Origin of the sequence: Planococcus sp. ISL-110 (assembly GCF_018613575.1) — a bacterium.
GTDB lineage: Bacteria > Bacillota > Bacilli > Bacillales_A > Planococcaceae > Planococcus.
Genome location: NZ_JAGGPX010000015.1, coordinates 163,330 through 182,843, shown reverse-complemented (window position 1 = coordinate 182,843; position 19,514 = coordinate 163,330). Strand labels below are relative to the sequence as shown.

19 protein-coding genes and 2 pseudogenes are annotated in these 19,514 nt (G+C 47.0%); 5 read left to right on the top strand and 16 right to left on the bottom strand.

The window, feature by feature from the left end; translation table 11 throughout:
- Positions 1-157 precede the first annotated feature (157 nt).
- The 6 genes and pseudogenes from J7I83_RS10975 to J7I83_RS10950 form a co-directional block, all read right to left on the bottom strand.
- Positions 158-423 (bottom strand): annotated as a pseudogene (locus J7I83_RS10975) (fatty acid desaturase); the annotation flags it as partial.
- 10 nt (positions 424-433) lie between these two features.
- Positions 434-562: pseudogene (locus J7I83_RS10970) on the bottom strand (inner membrane protein YiaA); the annotation flags it as partial.
- A 437-nt stretch (positions 563-999) separates the two neighbouring features.
- Entirely contained in the window at positions 1,000-2,277 is a 1,278-nt protein-coding gene (iscB, locus tag J7I83_RS10965) for an RNA-guided endonuclease IscB (RefSeq protein WP_215100734.1), read from the bottom strand.
- 293 nt (positions 2,278-2,570) lie between these two features.
- Entirely contained in the window at positions 2,571-2,927 is a 357-nt protein-coding gene (locus J7I83_RS10960; protein WP_215100733.1) for a hypothetical protein, read from the bottom strand.
- A gap of 29 nt (positions 2,928-2,956) precedes the next feature.
- A complete protein-coding gene (locus J7I83_RS10955; protein ID WP_215100732.1) occupies positions 2,957-3,670 on the bottom strand; it encodes an IS4 family transposase in 714 nt (237 codons plus the stop codon).
- Positions 3,651-4,016, bottom strand: coding sequence for a hypothetical protein (locus J7I83_RS10950; RefSeq protein ID WP_215100731.1), 366 nt, complete (start codon positions 4,014-4,016; stop codon positions 3,651-3,653). Before J7I83_RS10950 ends, J7I83_RS10955 begins: the two co-directional genes overlap by 20 nt.
- A 491-nt stretch (positions 4,017-4,507) precedes the next feature.
- Here J7I83_RS10950 and J7I83_RS10945 point away from each other — a divergent pair, with 491 nt between their 5' ends.
- Complete coding sequence (locus J7I83_RS10945; protein WP_215100730.1) at positions 4,508-5,392, top strand: YitT family protein; 885 nt, start codon at positions 4,508-4,510, stop codon at positions 5,390-5,392.
- Positions 5,393-5,568: 176 nt separating this feature from the next.
- Here J7I83_RS10945 and J7I83_RS10940 read toward each other — a convergent pair whose 3' ends face one another.
- From J7I83_RS10940 to J7I83_RS10910, 7 genes are all read right to left on the bottom strand, one after another.
- On the bottom strand, positions 5,569-6,477 hold the full coding sequence (locus J7I83_RS10940) for a glycine betaine ABC transporter substrate-binding protein (protein WP_215100729.1): 909 nt from the start codon (positions 6,475-6,477) through the stop codon (positions 5,569-5,571).
- Positions 6,478-6,504: 27 nt separating this feature from the next.
- Complete coding sequence (locus J7I83_RS10935) at positions 6,505-7,242, bottom strand: ABC transporter permease (protein WP_215100728.1); 738 nt, start codon at positions 7,240-7,242, stop codon at positions 6,505-6,507.
- A gap of 4 nt (positions 7,243-7,246) precedes the next feature.
- Positions 7,247-8,239 carry an ABC transporter ATP-binding protein gene (locus J7I83_RS10930; RefSeq protein ID WP_215100727.1) on the bottom strand — a complete coding sequence of 331 codons (993 nt, stop codon included), beginning with the start codon at positions 8,237-8,239 and terminating at the stop codon, positions 7,247-7,249.
- Between the two features lie 18 nt (positions 8,240-8,257).
- The gene (locus tag J7I83_RS10925; RefSeq protein ID WP_215100726.1) at positions 8,258-8,911 is read right to left on the bottom strand and encodes an ABC transporter permease; all 654 of its coding nucleotides are present in this window, start codon (positions 8,909-8,911) and stop codon (positions 8,258-8,260) included.
- 604 nt (positions 8,912-9,515) lie between these two features.
- Positions 9,516-10,586, bottom strand: a complete 1,071-nt coding sequence (locus J7I83_RS10920) for an aldo/keto reductase (RefSeq protein WP_215100725.1) — start codon at positions 10,584-10,586, stop codon at positions 9,516-9,518.
- Between the two features lie 151 nt (positions 10,587-10,737).
- Positions 10,738-11,043, bottom strand: a complete 306-nt coding sequence (locus J7I83_RS10915; protein ID WP_215100724.1) for a TIGR04104 family putative zinc finger protein — start codon at positions 11,041-11,043, stop codon at positions 10,738-10,740.
- 18 nt (positions 11,044-11,061) lie between these two features.
- On the bottom strand, positions 11,062-11,328 hold the full coding sequence (locus J7I83_RS10910; RefSeq protein ID WP_215100723.1) for a hypothetical protein: 267 nt from the start codon (positions 11,326-11,328) through the stop codon (positions 11,062-11,064).
- Between the two features lie 167 nt (positions 11,329-11,495).
- On the opposite strand from J7I83_RS10910, the gene J7I83_RS10905 reads away from it, so the two are divergent.
- Complete coding sequence (locus tag J7I83_RS10905; RefSeq protein WP_215100722.1) at positions 11,496-12,314, top strand: aldo/keto reductase; 819 nt, start codon at positions 11,496-11,498, stop codon at positions 12,312-12,314.
- A 502-nt stretch (positions 12,315-12,816) separates the two neighbouring features.
- Here the strand turns inward: J7I83_RS10905 and J7I83_RS10900 are convergent.
- Positions 12,817-13,884, bottom strand: coding sequence for a M42 family metallopeptidase (locus J7I83_RS10900; RefSeq protein WP_215100721.1), 1,068 nt, complete (start codon positions 13,882-13,884; stop codon positions 12,817-12,819).
- Positions 13,885-14,374: 490 nt separating this feature from the next.
- Between J7I83_RS10900 and J7I83_RS10895 the strand changes: the two genes are divergently transcribed.
- From J7I83_RS10895 to J7I83_RS10885, 3 genes are all read left to right on the top strand, one after another.
- Positions 14,375-15,193, top strand: a complete 819-nt coding sequence (locus J7I83_RS10895; protein ID WP_215100720.1) for an alpha/beta fold hydrolase — start codon at positions 14,375-14,377, stop codon at positions 15,191-15,193.
- A gap of 540 nt (positions 15,194-15,733) precedes the next feature.
- Entirely contained in the window at positions 15,734-17,068 is a 1,335-nt protein-coding gene (locus J7I83_RS10890) for a hypothetical protein (protein ID WP_215100719.1), read from the top strand.
- A gap of 57 nt (positions 17,069-17,125) precedes the next feature.
- On the top strand, positions 17,126-18,091 hold the full coding sequence (locus tag J7I83_RS10885) for a class F sortase (RefSeq protein ID WP_215100718.1): 966 nt from the start codon (positions 17,126-17,128) through the stop codon (positions 18,089-18,091).
- Positions 18,092-18,151: 60 nt separating this feature from the next.
- Here the strand turns inward: J7I83_RS10885 and J7I83_RS10880 are convergent, their stop codons facing one another.
- Together J7I83_RS10880 and J7I83_RS10875 are read right to left on the bottom strand one after the other, a co-directional pair.
- Positions 18,152-18,643: a methylated-DNA--[protein]-cysteine S-methyltransferase gene (locus J7I83_RS10880; RefSeq protein ID WP_215100717.1), complete on the bottom strand. Its 492-nt coding sequence runs from the start codon at positions 18,641-18,643 to the stop codon at positions 18,152-18,154.
- Positions 18,640-19,509, bottom strand: coding sequence for a DNA-3-methyladenine glycosylase family protein (locus tag J7I83_RS10875; RefSeq protein ID WP_251047591.1), 870 nt, complete (start codon positions 19,507-19,509; stop codon positions 18,640-18,642). Before J7I83_RS10875 ends, J7I83_RS10880 begins: the two co-directional genes overlap by 4 nt.
- Between the last annotated feature and the right edge of the window lie 5 nt (positions 19,510-19,514).

Here is a 19,514-nt window from a genome sequence, read left to right as displayed (position 1 = left end):
TAGCGGCTTGGCGTCCGTCGCAATAAAAATTAGCAAGTTCTTTTTAAGAACAACAAAAGGGATGTCCCGAAAGTCATTTTTCATGACCTTTTGGAACAGCCCCTTCAGAACTTTATGTTTGTTTTATTCCTTCTTTAATAACGTTGCCATTCATTGGTCACGGCTTAATCGCTTCGGAATTAAGACCATTCCCGAGTGACCCATAGACCAATTCTGCCTGAGGATCAATTAATTCTTTCCCATTGTAATAAACTCTATGCGTCTTCCATAACGCTTTCAAAGCACTCGACATCGGCATCTCATCATAAAGACCGGGCAGTTTTCCTTTATATTTTCCTTCACCAATGGATAATACTTAGAGCTCATACTTGGAAAGATATGATGCTCTGTATGATAAGAAAAATTAAAATGTAACATGTCAATCTATTTGGGAACCGTCACTGTACGCCGATACCCCAATCAGCAAAGCGCCCCAGGCTGCACCTTTGAACGCAGCGGTCGGTTCCCCTAATCTGCGTTCTTCTTTCGATTTTCTGCTGAACAAGTCTTCGCTTTCACCCATCAGATTCCATCCCCTTTTAGCTTGAATTTCCATCTTTACTTGCACGACGCCATTTACAGTGGACTGCCAGAGAGAAAATTTGTTCGGCGGCCGGCGGCTTGAGTTCCGGTTTTTATTCCGCGTGAAAATACCTCTCTTCATTCGAGTTTATCAAAGCAGTAACATTTAGAAGGAGGAACTTTATGATACCTTGTCCTCATCATGGAAAGTTCGTATGTACTTTAATCTTTCGCTCGAATAAGGTTTGCAGCAGGCCGAACATCGTGAAATTAGACCACATATAGGACTGTTATCCTCAGGGAATCCGCTATTCAACCGTCAGAGAAAAACATAGGTAACCATCCCCTGTTCTTAATATGCAGTAACTACATACACCTTTTTCCCACTGGAATGGTCAAGTACGATTTCATGAATAGGGTTGGTTTCCTCTCCCTTCTTTAGAGGGGAGAAGAAACCAACCGGTTCACCTCTTGTTGGATGTAGTTTCTTCGGCGTTGAAGCAACTGGCACTTTTTGTGATTGCCGCTCTTGTGAATCCAGTCGCCGTCAATCGTTTTGATGGCGAAGTATCCGGTCTTGCGTCTGCCGGTGATGAAACCGTTCTGTCCTTCAAAGCGCACCTTGTCGAACAGCTGGAATCCCTTGACTTCAAAGGACGCCTGGTTGCTCTTACGGTAACCGCCTTTCAGTATCGTTGCTTTGTGCAGACTGCGGTTGTGCTGGCGCACTTTCTTGTATGCCATTATCCGCTGGAGCGGCTTCGCCCGTAAGTTGCCCGTTATCATCAAGGCATCAATCGCATGCGTCTTGACAAGGTTCGCCCGGATACGATTGTTTTTCGTCACGTAGCCGAATGTCTCTTCGACAACCGGGTAGCTTTGGCGCAAACGCTTTAGCAGTGTTGGACGCATGACGCCCATAAATGTGGCAGATTTAAAGTTGCCCATGGTCTTCTTCGCCTGGCACCACGCCCATAAAGGCTTGCCTGGTTCGTGATTATCGGATGTGTGACAACTGTTACACAGGGTTATCAGGTTCGACGGGGCATCCGTTCCGCCCATCGAGCGGTAGACCAAGTGGTGGACGTTCAGAATCGGGTCGTTCTTTTTGCCTTTGCATAATTGGCACATATGGTCATCCCGAAATAGGATAAACTCCCTGGTGTTAAAAAAGCCTAGTTGCGCTCCTTGCTGGTACTGGGCGTCGCTGATTCCAGCGTTTTGCATCAACTGTGTATCGAACGATGCTGTCTCAACGACGATTTTGGAGATCGGCAGAAGGTGGTGCACTTTGTTTATCATGTGCTGATGGCAGGCAATCTTCTGTTCGATGGAAGGCGCCAGCCACCCCTTGTGCTTGCTTTTCACCCGGTTGAGAAACCGGGGTTGCCGGTAGCGGGTCTTGCGGTTCCGCCGGTTGCGGCGGTACATCGCCCGTTCGGTGAGGTTGTCCGACACATCCCGGCGCAACACCACTTCAGAGGAAAACAATTCCTTCTTCTCAGTGGACGCCGATAAGCCGATGGTGGCGCTTCCGCTGTCGACGCCCAAGGTGACGGGCTGTGTATAGGCAGGCGTCTCGTAGCGCAAGCGAATCGTAAACGGTTCGTAATGCAGGATTTTCGCCTTGTTCTGTTTGAGTAATTGCCGGGCTTTCCCCGGTGTGGTCGGCATCAACGGTTGCCCGTTCTGATGCAGGACATAAACCTGTGCCATGAAGACACCTCCTGTTGAAAGTTAACGTTCTTTAAAGACGAAACAAGTGATGAAACCTTGTTTCTGCGCTCTCCGAAGAGAGGTTCCGTGCCGAAGCACTGTCCTTCGCCAAGGTTGGGAAAGTTTGTCATGTGCCGGACACCGCCTCGTACCCGCAAGGCTTTTAATCCGGCACCATAGAGCCGCAGACTAGGACAAACATCCACGGGTATGCTGGCTTACCCAACGCAGTTCAAAATGGAACTGAGGCTAGTCAATCAAGGCTTTTGCAAGCCTGCCATTTCAATGGCGGGTTATTGACTATAGGGTCTCTTCGCAATAGCGTGAAAATTCCAGATATTTACTCTATAGGAATCAGGTTCCTTTTCGAACCTGAGACCGATTACTGTCTCTCCATTTACTCTGGGAGCTTTCTGCTTCTTAGCTACTTCCATCGGAGAAAGGGATTCCGTTTCAACAAGAGCCATCGCATTTTCCTGCTCGTCAAAATAGCTCCAGCTATACCCGCTTCTTATAGAAGGAATCTCCATCCCATCTATCACCACTTTGAGGGCAGGAGCCGTCTCACCCAAATCCTCCCTGTCTTCTATTACAGGCTGAACGGGTTTTTCAGTCGTCGCTGCCCTTCTTTCTTCTGAACAAGCTATCAAGATCCATTAGCGTTGTACATAAGCAAGAACTATCCAGTAAGCTGAATATTCCGTAGAAAGTGGGCGGTTGTGACGTTCGGATACGTAAGCAGACGATAAATCTCCATCAAGGCAAACGTGATCAAGGCAATGTACAGCTGGTTCCAAATACCGACTGGCGACTGGCTGTACAGGTGATCCACTTTTACATGTTGCTTCAGCCATTTGAAAAAAAGCTCGATCAACCACCGGTTCTTGTAGATTTCCATAATCTCTAGATCTGACAGATTTAGTCGGTTGGAAATCAAGCGGAAGTGACGCCCTTTAGGGTCGCTGAACTCGACAAGTTTGACGGGATCCGGGCGCGATCGGATGGTGATAAGGGCATGCCGGCTGACCTGCTCGGAACCGGCTGGCAACTCCTGGATTGCGCCCACCCTGAAATTGGATTTGACACGAACGACAAACTTTACTTTTCGTTCCAGCCAGCCGGCCATTTTCGGCTTTTCCCCATATCCCCGATCTGCGATATACGTCGCGTCATCATCTACGATGAGGTGGTTGGCCACTTCGATATCCGGAACATTGGCGGTGGAAGGGATCATCGCTTCTGGAAATGCGCTGTCCGCTTTCACAACGGCCAGCCGCACGTGAATTTTGACGCCGCAATAATATGGCGTCAAAGCCGTCCAATCGAGCGCGTGTTTGGACAATGGAATCGCAGAGGAACCGATGATCGCCAGCTTACCGACTTTGGGATTCAACCCCTAACCCCTTTTCGCCTGCCGTAATCCGGTGATAGTGCCCGGTTAACTGAAAAAGGATATGCGACAGTTCACCGGTATTTAGCACGGCAAGTCGTCGGCTCAATTGACCTGCACTAAACGATTCTACGCCCAGCTCCTGTTGAATTTCAGATTGGGAACGAATCCCGCTTTCGATCATCCGCAACGAATTCCATTTGAGCAGATTGGCTAAAATAAACGCTTTCACCAATCCATCATCGTGTAGCTTGTCATAGCCTAAATTTTTGGCAAGGCATGCCAAAGATGCGGTCGGCAACAGAGCTAAATATTGACGAAATATAGTCATCTGGTCTACACTGATCATGATAAATACTCCTTCTGTAGGATTAAGGGGATCGACTCGTCATCGTCCCCTCTACAGTAGGAGTATTTTTAGTTCTGCGCAAGTTTTAGGCGGGGTTATTTTTGCTTAAATTTTAAATGGGATTTAAGGGATTAAAATACAAATACATATTTTTACATTGGTGCAACGCTAGTGATCAAGATCACAAGAATGATAGCGCCCCAAAACAAGTGCTTGAACTTCATTTCTCTCCACCCCTTTTGTGTCCATTAAACCGATTCGTAACTAAAAAGTTCCAGAATCAAAAACGCACCAGCCTTCAATATTGTCCAAATATTTCAACTCTCTCATAATGCCGCTTTTTAGGTTCTGCGCCTACCATTCATAAGAAATCTATTTCTTGCATTTCCATCAAGCTATACTCTATAATTTGAAGCACTGTGCTGAATAATAATAGTGGACAGCAATTATTTTTGACGCAAATGAATTAATGATAGAACGGAGATGTACGTGTGAAAAATTTTTATAGCCTGCTGGCCATTTTTGCAGCATCATTATTGCTTGCAGTGGCATTTAATATGTTTTTATTGCCACATGAGATTTTAGCCGGAGGCGTCACAGGCGTGGCCATGATTTTAGGGCTATTAACCCCTATTAATGCAGGAATCTGGCTGGTTGTGCTTAACGTCCCGATTTTCGGGCTAGCCTGGATGAAGCTTGGCAAGATGTTTATCCTCAATAGTGTTTTTTCTGTGGCTGTGACATCGATTGCGATGCTCTACATTCCCATTATGAAAGTAACCGAAGATGCACTTTTGTCTTCAGTGTTTGGTGGAGTCATGATCGGTGCTGGCGCTGGTGTGGTCATCCGGTTTTATGGTTCAGGCGGCGGGTTCGATATCGTCGGGCTGCTGTTGACGCTGAAGCGCGACATCCCGCTCGGTTTTTTGGTATTCAGTCTTAACAGCGTCGTCGTTTTTATTTCAGGGTTCATCTTTTCTTGGGAACTGGCGATGTACACAATGGCTTCCATCTATATCACCGGGATTGTCATGGATCGCGTACACACACGCCATATCAAGCTGAGCCTCATGGTGGTGACAAGCCAAGGCGACGCGGTCAAAAAAGAATTGCTCGAAAGCTTGTACCGTGGCATTACTGTGACCGACGGCGAAGGGGCCTACTCAGGCAACAAAGTCAAAGTGCTTTATAGTGTCATTACGCGTTATGAACTTGCCCATGTCCGGTCGCTCATCAAGTCTATCGATCCGAATGCGTTCGTCAGCATTACGGAGACGATGGAAGTTATGGGGAATTTCCGGCGAAGCGGGACGCTCAAAAAAACGGCCGAACCCAAAAGTTCCGTCGTCGCTACTGTACCAAACGCTTCTAAATAATTTTAATAGAATACATTTTGAAAGCTCTCTGGATTCTGCTATTGGAGAGCTTTCTTTTTAAAACCTTCTAATAAAAAGTTATAAAACCAAAAACGCACCAATCCTAGAGCTCTTTCAAGCTCAGGATTGGTGCGTTTTCTTAATCGGTCATTGTTTTTATTGAATCCTTATTGATCCTACTCTTCTTCCAGAAAATCATTTTCAACAAGCCAATCATAAGCAACAATTGAAACGCTTTGTCCTTCAATATCAACCAAGTAATTCAACTCTCTCATGATCTCACTGTTCAGGCTTTCTGCCAAGCGGGCTGTGATTTCTTCGATTTCAGGATATTCCTCATACACTTCCTGATTGATCGCCACAGCTGCCCGGTATGGCGGGAAGAATTTTTTGTCGTCTTCCAATACGGTCAGGTCATAGTTTCTGATAGTAGCATCTGTTTCAAAGGCTACTGACACATCCACCTGTTCATTGTTCAATGACCGTTGCGTCAAACCGAGATCCATTTGGTTTACTTGGCCGGAACCAAATTCAAAGCCGTATGTTTCTTCTACGCCCGGCAAGCCGTCTGAACGGTTTGCAAACTCGGCATCGGCAGCCATGGTCAGTTCTCCGGGGTTTTCGTTGATATAAGCTGCGAGGTCACTGATGGACTTGATCCCGAGTTCTTCCGCTTGCTCGCTTCTCATGGCGAGTGCATAGGTGTTGTTGACTCCCGACATATTCATCCAGTGTATGCCGTTTTTACCGTCGATTTCTTTGACCTTTTGAAAAGCTTTATCGGGATCGGGGATGGATTCTTCGCCCATATAAGTGATGAGCGCCGTCCCAGTATATTCCCACATCAAGTCTACTTGGCCGTTTTCCAATGCCGAGCGGACCACACTGCTGCCAAGGTTGTTCATTTGGTTTACTTTGAATCCTTCTTCTACTAATAAGAAAGCCGTCATCTCTGACAATAAATATTGTTCAGTATAGTTTTTGCCCCCTACAGTCACTTCTTTTCCTGCCACTCCTAAGCCCGAACAGGCCGACAGGATGACCGTGACAATCAGCAGAGGGATAAGTTTGAGTAATTTACCCACAAATTCTGATACCTCCTATTCTCTTCGTTAAGCTTTCTCAATACGCCTTGATCCTTTTGGCACAACGGCATATTCCACTTTACGCAGGATATAATCAGCCAGAATCGCCAATAACGTTACAGGTATGGCCCCGGAAATCAGGAAGCCGTTATCAAACAAGTTGATCCCGGTGAATATCCAAACACCAAGCCCACCTGCCCCGACCACATAGGCAAGAGCTGCTGTCCCAATATTCAATACGACAGCCGTCCGGATGCCCGCAAGAATCGAGTAAGCGGAATTGGGAAGTTCGATGCGAAATAAAATCTGGTGTGGCTTCATGCCCATCCCTTTTGCTGCATCGATCATGTTCTTGTCGATGGATTCAATGCCGGCCACCGTGTTTCTGAAGATTGGCAGAATCGAATAAATGAATAAAGCAAAAACAGCGGTTTGAAAACCAATACCTAAAATACTGATCATTAATGCGAGAACTGCAAGACTCGGGATGGTTTGCCCCAAGTTCGCGATATTGGAAACAATCCATTCCGCTCTTTTAAATTTCGGCCGGGTAATGAGGATTCCGGCCGGCACCGCGATTAAAATAGCGAGCAGCGAAGAAACCAGCACAAGTACAACATGCTGTCTTAACAACACCAAAAATGTTTCTGATTGCGTGAACATGTAGTCAAAATAATTATTGGCGATCGCCCAGATAAAAAATGCGGCGACCAGTGCGTAAAGCGAGTATCTTACAACATTGCCTATCAACTTTTTACGATTCACAGGATCACCCTTCCTGGGAGGCGGATATCTTCCCTTTTATTTCGAAATGCAGGTACTTTTGGACAAGATCGATTGTAATCGTTCCGATGTTTTCACCGTGATCGTCTTTTACAATCACTTGATCAGCTTCCTGATTCATCAGCATGGACAATGTATTGCGCAAATCCTGATGAACATTGATGGTTTTCGTATCTTGGATGGTTTCATCAACCGGACCCAGCCCGATGATTTCCCGTAAGTTTTCAACGGTGTGCAAGCTCAAGCTTTTAATGGCTCGGTCTTTGCCGAAAAACTGAGAAACAAACTCGTTTTTCGGATGCGCCAGCATTTCTGAAGGCGTATCAAATTGCATGACTTTTCCATCACGCAAAAGTACGATTTTATCCGCCATTTTGATTGCTTCATCAATATCGTGGCTGACAAAGAGGATTGTTTTCTTCACTTCGCGCTGAATCTGCAAAAACTCATCCTGGATCTTTTCACGGATGATCGGGTCAAGCGCACCGAACGGTTCATCCATTAGCATAACCGGCGGATCGGCCGCAAGTGCACGCACTACGCCGATACGCTGCTGTTGGCCGCCCGACAATTCATGCGGAAAGCGCTTTCCGTAATCTTCTGCATCCAAACCGCTGAGCTTCATCAAATACTTGAAGCGTTCGCGCTTGTCTTTTTTGCTCCAACCCAAAAGGTCCGGTACCAGCATGACGTTTTCTTCGATCGTCATGTTCGGGAACAGCCCGTTGCTTTGAATGACATAGCCGATCTTTCTTCTCAACTCAATAGGATCCAAGTCTTTGGAGTTTTCACCGTTAATAATGATTTCGCCTTCTGAAATAGACTCCAGCCGGTTGACCATTCGCAACAGCGTTGTTTTTCCGCAGCCTGAAGGGCCAAGCAATACGACAATTTTCCCTTCTTCTACAGTGAAATCAACATCGTCGATCGCTGTTATTTCTTCTCCGTACTTTTTTGTTACATTTTTAAATGAAATCATAGACTCACCTCTCTGCAATTAATTCGCTAACACTTTTTTCGTAAAACGCTTTTGAATCAATAAAAGAATCGAATCCGCAATGATCGCCAATACTGCCACAGCGATGGAACCGCTGATGATCAAGTAATTGTCGTTTCTGCTGATGCCTTGTGTAATGAGGACTCCAAGGCCACCTGCACCAATATACGCAGCGATGACCGCTATTCCGATATTCATGACAACTGCGGTACGGACACCCGCCATAATGACCGGCAAGGCATTCGGGATTTCGACACGCAACAAACGTTGATGCGTTTTCATGCCCATGCCGATCGCTGCATCACGCATTTCCGGATTGACATTTTTTATGCCCGTATACGTATTGCGGATAATCGGCAGCTGCGAATACAGCACCAACGCAACAAACGCCGGCACAAATCCAATTCCCTGGTTGATAAGAGAAAAGATTGGAATCATCACTCCAAAAAGTGCAATGCTCGGAATCGTCAATGTAATGGAAGCGATTTGAAGAACTGTATCTGCAAGGTATTGGTTCGTGGTCAAGTAAATGCCGAGCGGAATGCCGATCAATAGTGCAACGATAATTGCCAATGAAACTAGCACGGCGTGGTCAATTGTCAATTCTAAAATGCGAGATGCGTTCACCTCAAGAAACCGGGCCCAATTTTCCATTGAAACACCTCCTTTCTATGGCCAGTGAATAATGACTGAAATCAAGCTCCATTCGAAAGCTTTAAGCTAAGAAAAGCACAAACGCCGAAAAAAAAAAGCGACCTAAGAACGCGGCCTCATGTCGCATTCTTAAGTTGCCTAATCCTCATTCCGCGAGCCTCAAGAATTTGAGTGCTGCAGTATGGGCATCAACTTTTCCGACTATAGGCCGTTTTTAAGTTTGCAAGCTTTGCTGTTTAAATCAGTAAAAAAGGGCTCTTCAGTTTTTGCCCTTGGCCAATTATTTTTCTTAAAGTTTTTTAAAGTATACCATACTCTTCGCTATCTATTTTTCTGCGATAGGTTGAGGCCAGCGATTCCAGCTTCTATCCCGGCAGGAAAGCAAGCTGCTTTTTGGGTGCAGAAGATACCCTTTCTGTTGCCCGTCTTCAAAACCATAAGAAGTTTTGTCCTACTAGAGAATATGCACCGCTCCAATGAGTTCACGTTTCTGTTGCAGACATTCGCGTCCTCGCAGATGTACGTGCCTCGCTTTATGTGATTGTTTTGTCCGAATCTTGTTTAAAACTTTTGTACCGGCACGTTTTCTTGTATGGTCCACTGTTTATTCATCGATCCCCATCGACTTTTTATACCCTTCCAAATACGTCTTCTCAGACGAACTGCTCATGTCAAACGAGTTCATGGCGCGGTGCCAGTTTGGATAGATCGGTACTGGGCGGGCGGCGGATTCGATCTGGTCATGCTCGTCCTGCGTCAGTTTGATTTCGAAAGAGGCGATGTTTTCTATCAGCTGCTCTTCGTTGCGGGCCGCGATGACGATCGGCCCGACGTTCGGACGGTCACGGACCCACGCATACGCAATCTGCGGCACAGAGGCGCCGTGGTTGCCGGCAACCCTTTCCAAGGCGTCAATGACCTGATACAGCCTCTCCTGGTCCTGCACCCACGGCTCTGGCCATCCGGCGCCTTGGCGTGTGTTCGGTGGTGCCTGTTTGTTGCGGCCGATTTTGCCGTTCAGCAGCCCTTCGCCGAGCGGACTCCAGATCATCGATCCGATGCCAAGCTCGCTGCCGGCGGGAAGCAATTCGTATTCTGCTTCTCGCGCTTCTGGGGTGTAGTAGATCTGCTGGGTGATTGGCGGGATCGAGCCGGATTGTTCCGCGACCGTAAACGTTCTGGCAAGTGACCAGCCGCTGTAGTTCGACACGCCCCAATGGCGTATCTTGCCGGATTTCACGAGGCTGGTCATCGTTTCCACCGTTTCCTCGACCGGCGTCTGCCCATCCCACAAGTGGACAAAGTAGACGTCGAGATAGTCGGTGCCGAGGCGCTGGAGCGACTGGTCGATGGATGTCAGGATATTGCTTCGTGAAGCTCCTCTAGCGTTAGGGTTATCTTCCATATGGAAGCCTGTTTTCGACGTCAGCAATAATTCGCCGCGCCGCCCTTTGATGGCCGCACCCAAAACCCGTTCCGCATCCCCTTTCGAATACAGATTGGCGGTATCGAACATATTGATGCCTGCCTCCAATGACAGATCCACCATCCGGCGTGCCAGATTTTCGTCGATATTGCCCGCTGCTTCAAAACCGTTTGTTCCGCTGAAAGGGACAGTCCCGAGTATGTACTTCGGAACACGTAAGCCAGAATTTCCCAGATGAATATATTCCATAATTGCCTCCTCGTTTAAATTAATTATTATTTAATTTAGATAATTATAACTTACCTTCGATTGGATAGGCAAAACGGACTTTTTCCCATATTTTTGAAATACGGTCCCCGCGGCCTTTCCCTGCCCTTCTCTGTATAAATGCAAATTTAGTTTAAGGCTGGAATGTTTTATCTTCGCTGGACAGCTTCATAAAGAATGGATAAAGGCTCAGAGTCCCAATCAGCAAGATGGCGGCAAGTAAAATAACCCCCAGCACACCCAAATCAAAAATCCTCCCGGAAGAAATAATAAGAAATGCTGGCAGAAAGCTGAAGACGGCTGTTTTTTTTCTGGACTTCGGTATGATGTATTGCGGTTTTCCGCAGTACGGACAGTTTACTTTGTTCGTGAGTTTTAGGGTTTTCAGGACAATGGCCTTCCACTGCCATTTTCGGCCGCAATTTTCACAGCTGGGCATAAAATTCCACTCCATTCACTAAGATTGTCTTGTGTTATCTGCTGGCAGGTAGCGGGTAAAATAAGCGCCGGTGATCAGCAAGGCTACCGTTAGCGCCATAGAGGCGATTCCAAGAAAACCAAACCAATAGCCCGCTAAATTGATCACGCCGATCAGCAGAAAGCAGATCGAAGTCACCAGGCTTTTTGGATCCGTGATAGGCGTTTTTTTCGTTTTTACGATGATTTTATTGATGGAGAGCCCTAAAATAAGAAGCACCAGTAAAGTTGCTATAGTCGGCCACAAAGTCAGCCACCTCCTTTTATTTACCTGTTTTATATTTACGGCGCTAGCCGCGGAAAGTTTCGTATTTCGAATCTTTTGCGGCTTAGAGCATCCTAAATTCTGGACCCTGTCTCCAGAAAAGTCGTACAATCAAAAAGAACGATAAGCAAAGGGGAGGAAATTTTTCTATGGCAAACGACAAGTTTTTCACGTTCCACAATGGGGTCCAAATTCCCCATATCGGATTTGGCACTTGGCAGATTCCGAACGAAGAAGCATACGCGGCAGTGACGACTGCTTTGGAAAGCGGCTATACGCATATCGATACGGCTTTGGCCTATCAGAACGAGGAAAACGTCGGCAAAGCGATCCATGATTTCAATATTTCCAGGGAAAACATTTTCATCACCAGCAAGCTCCCGGCCCAAATCAAAGGCTATGATGTGACATTGGAAGCTTTTGAGGAAACGATCTCGAACCTTGGCGTCGATGTGCTGGATCTTTATTTGATTCATGCGCCGTGGCCATGGGACGACATAGGCAAGGACTGTACCGAGGGCAATATTGAATCGTGGAAAGCGATGGAAAAGCTTTATAAAGAAGGAAAGATCCGCGCAATCGGCGTCTCCAACTTCTCGGAAAAGGATATCCAGGCACTTCTGGATAACTGCGACATCGTACCGATGGCCAACCAGATCCCGTTTTATATTGGCCGCGATCAGGCGAGCCTGCTGCAGTTTTGCAAACAGCATGACATTGTCGTGGAAGCTTACTCACCACTGGCAACCGGCCAAATCTTGAACAGCCCTGAAATCAAAGCGATGGCTGCTAAATATGATGTAACGCCTGCTCAATTGTGCATCCGTTATTGCCTGGAACACGGCACATTGCCGCTCCCGAAATCAACGAATAAAGAACGCATTATCGAAAACAGCCAACTGGATTTCACCATCTCTCCAGAAGATGTCCAAAAGCTTGACGCTTTTGAAGACGTTCGCGCTAAATAACCAAAAACCGCCCTCGGGCGGTTTTTTTCATTTGAATAAAGGGTTTATTTTGCTGGAATTTAGTGTTCAATGCGGATTTTGGGGGAATCACCTTAAAATCGGAGTATTAATTTCCAGCTATTTGGATATACATTCCAAAACGGGCAAAATACAGTCCGTTCTGCGCCAAATACTGTCCAAAACTACCTGAATACTGTCCAAACAACCCTACTTACCAACCAAACTCAGTTCGCAAGAAAAAATGGAAACAGTTTGCCAGGGCAAACTGCCTTTGTCCGTGAGCAAAACCCGCTCACGGACGACAATCACTCTTGGATTTCCATATCGTACTTTCATTTATTGATTAGATACCCCGGCATCTTGCACACGGTACAAGGAAAAGTCATCCAGACTTCTCCGCGCACCGCAAAATGTTTCCAGCACTCCATAACACCATAGAAAAACCGGAGCCATTTTCATTGGCTCCGGTATTTTTCATACTTTATGAAAACATGGGCCGGGTTCAGACAAATTTCATATCGCCCCACTCCGAACTGTCGCTCAGCATTTCTTTAAGCAAGTTAAAGCCTGCTTCAAAATCCTTCAAATCCGCCATTTCAATCGGTGAATGGGAATAGCGGCGCGGGAATGTGATGGCCGCCCCTAAAATGCCTTCTTTCACAAGATGGATCGCCGATAAGTCTGTCGTCCCATTGGGCATGACCGACAACTGGATCGGTACATCGTATCTCTCCGCATATTTAATAATGAGGTCTTTCATCTGCGGAGCCATCAAATTGCCTTGTGCACCTCCGCCGGAAAATAAGGGCAACACCGGCCCCCTGCCAATGGAGATTGGATACGCATTGCCGTCCGGGGTATCTGTGCACGCAATGGTGTCAAGGATGATGGCGTAGTCGGGATCAATCTTATAGCCAGCGATTTGTGCACCGCGAAGGCCCACCTCTTCTTGTACGGTAATCACACCGACCAGGGTTCCGCTGAAATCCTTATCCTGAAAGGCTTTGAATAATTCCACAAGCATGACACAGCAGCTCCGGTTATCGATCGCCTTGCCGCAAATCAAGTCACTATTGGTAAACCTGTCCAAATCACTGATATAGGTGATCGAGTCGCCGATTTGAATGCCCATTTTCAAGACTTTTTTTATGGAGCGAGCCCCGACATCGACGTACATGTCGCTAATCGGCAAAACTGTGGTTTTTTCGCTGGCGGTCTGAAGATGGCCAGCTTTCACGCCGATGACGCCAAAATGGCCATTCACGTCCACTTTGCGTCCGACCAGCAATGCATCCATCATGCCGCCGGTTCGCTCTATCCGCAGGAACCCTTTGCTGTCGATGGCGCTGACCATGCAGCCTATTTCATCCGAATGCGCAGATACCAAAACCGTCGGGCCAGGTTTGTTGCCTTCCAGAACGGCATAAATATTGCCCATATGATCAATCTCCACAGCTGCCAGCGGTTCCAGCAATTCTGCCAGCCGTTTGACCACCTGGTGTTCTCTTCCCGGACTGCCGGGCAATGCCGCCAGCTCTTTTAGTTCTTGAAAAAATCGCTCTTTGAACATATACTCTCTCCCTTTCTTGAATACTCTACAACGCCTATTCTACTTGAAAATACATTATCAGTCTTTCGGAAAATTCCATTTATTCAGAACAGAAACTATTAAATACCCGCCGGCGGGCTCGCCTCTCCTCCATATAGTGAAAAACCGGCAAAATGTCGGTGCTGAAAACGGCAGGACATATCGTTGATGAGATGATCATCCGCCCCCGTATGGATAACTTCCCTGACAGAAAAACCATTACTGTTCCTGTTGATTGTGAACATCTTCCTTCTATAAATATTAGCCGTCCATGGTCCTGTGGCTCCGAATTTGATGCAGTAATTCGAATTTTTTATTTCTGTAAAAAGGAGCATTCCATCTTCGCGATGCGGTGCTCCTTTTTAGCCGTAAGTGAAAATAAAAACAAGTCTTTGATTCATGACAGTTTACTTAGTAACAGTAACGGGAACCTTATCTCCAATACAGTTTTTAAATTGGAGGAGGAGAAGTTTTGGGACATTACATTGAAGTGGAAGACGGCGTGAAAGTTTATGCAGAAGATATTGGTTCGGGGCAGCCCGTAGTATTTATTCATGGCTGGCCGTTGAACAGCAAATCGTTTGAATCGCAGGTCAGTATCCTCGCGCAGCAAAATTTCCGGTTTATCGGCATCGATCTCAGAGGCTATGGAAAATCGGATAAGCCATGGTCAGGCTATGATTACGATACGGCAGCCAGCGATGTCAAAGCCGTCGTTGATCATTTGAAACTTGATAATTTCGTCCTTGCCGGATTTTCCATGGGCGGTCCGATCGCAATACGCTACTTGTCGAAGTTCGGCGAACAAGGCGTAGACAAATTACTGCTGATGGGTGCTGCTGCACCATTGTTCACGCAACGTGATGATTTCAAACATAACCTCAAGCCGGAAGAAGTGGATGGCATCATCAAGCAGCTTAAAGAAGATCGCCCGGCTTTTCTTGCTCAATTCGCAGACATGTTCTTTGAGCAGAAAAAGTCACCGGAATTCCTGCATTGGTTCCAGATGCTCGGCCTTGAAGCCGGTGCCCATTCGACCATCAACTCTGCAATTGCCTTGAGAGATGAAGACCTGCGCGGCGAATTGGCGGGCATCACAGTCCCGACAGCCATTTTCCACGGAAAAAAAGATGGGATTTGCGCTTATGAATTGGGCGAAGAGCTGGAAAAACAAATACCCAATTCGGTCCTTGTTCCTTTTAAAAACAGTGGACACGGCATCCATGCAGATGAACCCGAGCGTTTCAACAATGAACTATTAAGCTTTCTAAGAAGCTCTGGCGTTAAATAAGAAACTTCAGAAGATGTTCAAAATTTGATGCTTTCGAAAATGTTCACGCCAAATGATTTAAAAAACCGCCACTCGGGCGGTTTTTTTCATTTTTACTCAGATTGTATTCCTGTAATCGGCAGGTTTAGGCTGAGTAGGAGAGAAATCGGCTCCAATTCCAGCTTTTCTAGGTTTTTTCGGCATGCTCGTTTCCAGTTAAATGGATATACAGTCCAAGTTGAACAAAATACAGTCCATTCCACGCCAAATACTGTCCAAATCAACCGGGATACTGTCCAAACGCACCCATTTACCGGCCAAGCCTAATTTCCCACCTACAAGAACAGAATGGAAACAGTTTGCCGCGGCAAACTGCCTCTGTCCGTGAGCAAAGCCCGTTCACGGACGACAACCGCTCTTTCATTTCCATATTGACGCTATATTTATTGATTAGCTGACTCCGTGTACAACTTCTTTTTTATTTTTTTGCGAAAATGTGATCTAATTCCTGAACCGCTCCGTTGTGTATGTAAGAAACTTTAAAATGAGGAGTGGTTTTATATGAAATGGAAAAAAGTCTTAGCACCCGTACTCGGAGCTGCGTTACTGATTCCTGGAATGGGCACAACTGCATTAGCAAATGAGAATTCACCAACTGAAACGACAGGCGTGGAACTACGCGCAACATTGGATTCCTTATTGTCGGAGCATTATGCACTGGCCGTAGATTCCATGATGAAAGTCTATGATGGCGATAAAGCCGCAGAAGCTGCAGTAGCGGCACTCGATGCCAACGCTGCTGACATGGAGCCGGTCATCGCCTCCGTTTACGGTGAAGAAGGCGGAGCTGCTTTTGTCGAAATCTTCGATATGCACAATATGGGCACGGACGATTACGCCGCTGCAGTTAAAGACGGCGACGAAGCCATGCAAGAAGAAGCGTTAGTCGAAATCCAATCATTTGTTGACGACATGGGCGCATTTCTTGGCACTGCAACAGAAGGCAATCTTCCAGAAGACGGCGCGACTGCAGCACTTCGCCAGCATGAGGATTATGTACAAGACACATTCGACCTGTATGTAGCCGGTGAATACGAAGCCGCTTACACTTCTTATCTGGAAGGCTTTACGCAAATCTTTGAAGCCGGAAGTGCCATCAGTGGAGCGATTTCCGTTCAATTCCCAGATCAGTTTTCTGATCCGAACACACCAGCCGGTGATTTCCGTTCGACGGTAAACCGCATTGCAGCTGAGCATTTCGCTTTGGCGCAACTGAGCATGACAAAAGGATATAATGGTTCTGAAGACTTTGATTTTGCCGATTGGGCACAAGACCAAAACACAGAAGAATTCCGTGCAGCCCTCGCTTCTGTCTACGGTGAAGAAGCAAGCAAGCAATTTGTAAAACTATGGAACAATGAACATATTTCCGTTCAAAGCGATTTATCTTCCGCTGCAGCAGCTGACGATCAGTCCGCTGTAGAAGAAGCAACAAACACCTTGACGAGCACGTTCGCAACGGACCTTGGAACGTTCCTCAACAGCGCGACGGAAGACCGTATGCCTCTAGATGAAACCATTGCAGGCGTACAAGCACATGAAACCTCAGTTGTAGATACATTCCAACAATACGTAGCAGGCGATTATGCAGCATCGTATGAAACGTACCGTACAGGCTATGCGATCATGTTTGATATCGGCAAAGGCTTGAGCGGCGCAATCGTTGATCAATTCCCTGAGAGCTTTAAAAATACGGCACCTGAAAAAATGCCGGCAACAGGACTTGGCGGCACTGCTGGCCAGTCGAATACCATGATTCTTTGGATCACATTGAGCACGATGATCTTATTGGCAGCTGGAACAATCACGTACCGCCAAACCAAAAACCAGCAATAACAGTTCAGGGAGGGCCAGTGGCTCTCTCTGTTCCTGATAGGAAAAGAGGGAATGCAGATGAAGCAACTTGTCACTATGGGAACGGCAATCATTTTATGTCTCGCTTTGTTTATCATTTTGGAGCCTTTGGCTGCCAGTCCAACGGCTGAAAGAGGAGTCGCCCCCCTCGTAGAGGCTGAACAAACCGAACAAGCGGCAGATGAGGAAGAGGTGTCCGGCAACTATGTTGATAAGATTGCAGAGTTTCCCATCCTTCCGGAACAGCGGGAAAAACTGCAAATGCTGCAGCGCGAACGCCAGGAAAGCATAAAAGGCATGGAACCTTCCCAGATTGAAGTTCCTTCCATCGGGGTCAAAGCGGCCATCGAACCGACTGGCATTTTGGATAACGGCGAAATGGGTGTGCCGGAAGATGTGGATCAGGTGGGCTGGTTTGAGCCCGGCTTTAAGGCCGGTGCCAAAGGCCATGCCGTGTTGGCTGGACATGTCGACAGCTTGACGGGTCCGGCGGTCTTTTATGAATTGAAAGATGTAAAGGTCGGGGAAACCGTTATTTTGACGGATGCCGATGGACGCGAGATGGTGTTCGAAGTGAAAAACTTGACCAGCTATGAAACCGATAGAGCGCCGATTGAAGAAATCTTCGGCAACTCTGATAAGCGGATGATCAACTTGATCACTTGCACCGGTGATTTTAACCGCGATATTGGCTCACATGAAGAACGGTTAGTCGTGACAGCGGAATTGGTGTCCGATTCAAGTGTCAGTGAAACGCAGCCAGAGCCACCTGCAAACGTGGCGGCTACTGCTTTCAACATCTCTTGGCATGCGGTGCGTGACGATGCCATTATCGGCTACCGCATTTATGAAAAAGATATTGAGACAGGCGAAATAGAGAAAATCGAAACCGTCTCGCTGTTTGACAGAAAGAAAGTTGAACTCGAAACGGATGACACGAAGCGCTATTTCGTCACTTCGGTGGATGTTGATTTGAACGAATCCGAAAAAGCCGAAGCACAATAAACATGAATATCACAAAACCCCAGCTAATCAAAATCAGCTGGGGTTTTATTATTGCTTAGTTTAGGGTTTGGGTGTTTTAGCAAACTCTTTTTCATGGCGGAGCAGCCATTCTTTCCGGGTCAGCGTACCGGCGTAGCCTGTCAGTTTGCCGGTGGATCCAATGATCCGGTGGCAAGGCACGACAATGGTCAGCTTGTTTTTGCTGTTGGCATTCCCCACCGCCCTTACGGCTTTGTCGCTGCCGATTGCTTTGGCAATTGCCCCGTATGAGACGGTTTCGGCATATGGAACCTCGGTTAATGCAGCCCATACCTTCTGCTGGAATGGAGTGCCTGTAGATGTGACAGGAAAATCGAATTCCATGCGCTGTCCTTTAAAGTATTCTTCCAGCTGCTGTTGGCAATCTACAATTACCTGCGGGCTGTCCGGACTGATTGGGTAATCGACTCTGTTTTTTTCGCTGAACAGGATGGAAATGATTGCTTCGTCCGTTCCGACGATTTCTACGATGCCGATTGGGGATTGGAATTCTGCATGATGCAATTCATTCATAATAAAGACCTCCATAGATAGAATGTGGCATATGCCTGCCACCCTTCCCAATTTTTCGCCAGCTCAGTGATTTCTTCGGCTGTCGGTTTCCGTTCCATTTCTAATTGGGCCTTTAATGCATTGTGCAGGCCGACGTCCGCCAGCGGAAAGGCCGATTGGCTGTTCAGGCATTTCATCATGACATAATTGGCCGACCATGCGCCAATCCCCCGAATCTCCAGTAAAGAACGCTCCATGTCCGTTTCTTGGAGCAGCTGTTCTTTTTGCAGATCGCCTTTAGCCATTGCCGCAGCAATGCCCAGAATGTACTCCGCTTTCCTCCCAGTCAGCTGCAGCGCCTTTAAGTCAGCAACGGTCAGTTCGGCGATGGTCTCAGGACTTGGAAACGCCCAATAGTGCTCGCCTTCGTAAATGAGCGATTCCCCGTAATTCTCGACAAACCTTTTCTTCAAGGTATAAGCGAACGCCAGATTGATTTGCTGGCCCATGACCGCCCATACAAGTGCTTCAAACAAATCCGGAACGCCGATGACCCGTAACCCGTGGTATTGTTGGACCACCTTACTCAGCACCGGATCCGTTTCCGCCATCGCATAAAATCCCTTCAAATCCGTTTTCAGATCAAACCATTCTTCCACATGGACAGCGGCCATTTTTCTTTCTGTTTCAGGCGGAGCACCGAGCGGGAACTCTAGGCGCAAAGTGCCACCTGCGGGACTTACATGAAACAGCACAAGCTGCCCGTTAAGTTTCAGCACTTTGGTCAAAGCTCCATCTTTAAGCTGATACAGATTTTCCTGAGAAGACCGGCCGAGGTGAATAAGACATTGTGCGAAATTGAAATCAGCTGGCGTTTTAATATCCATATATA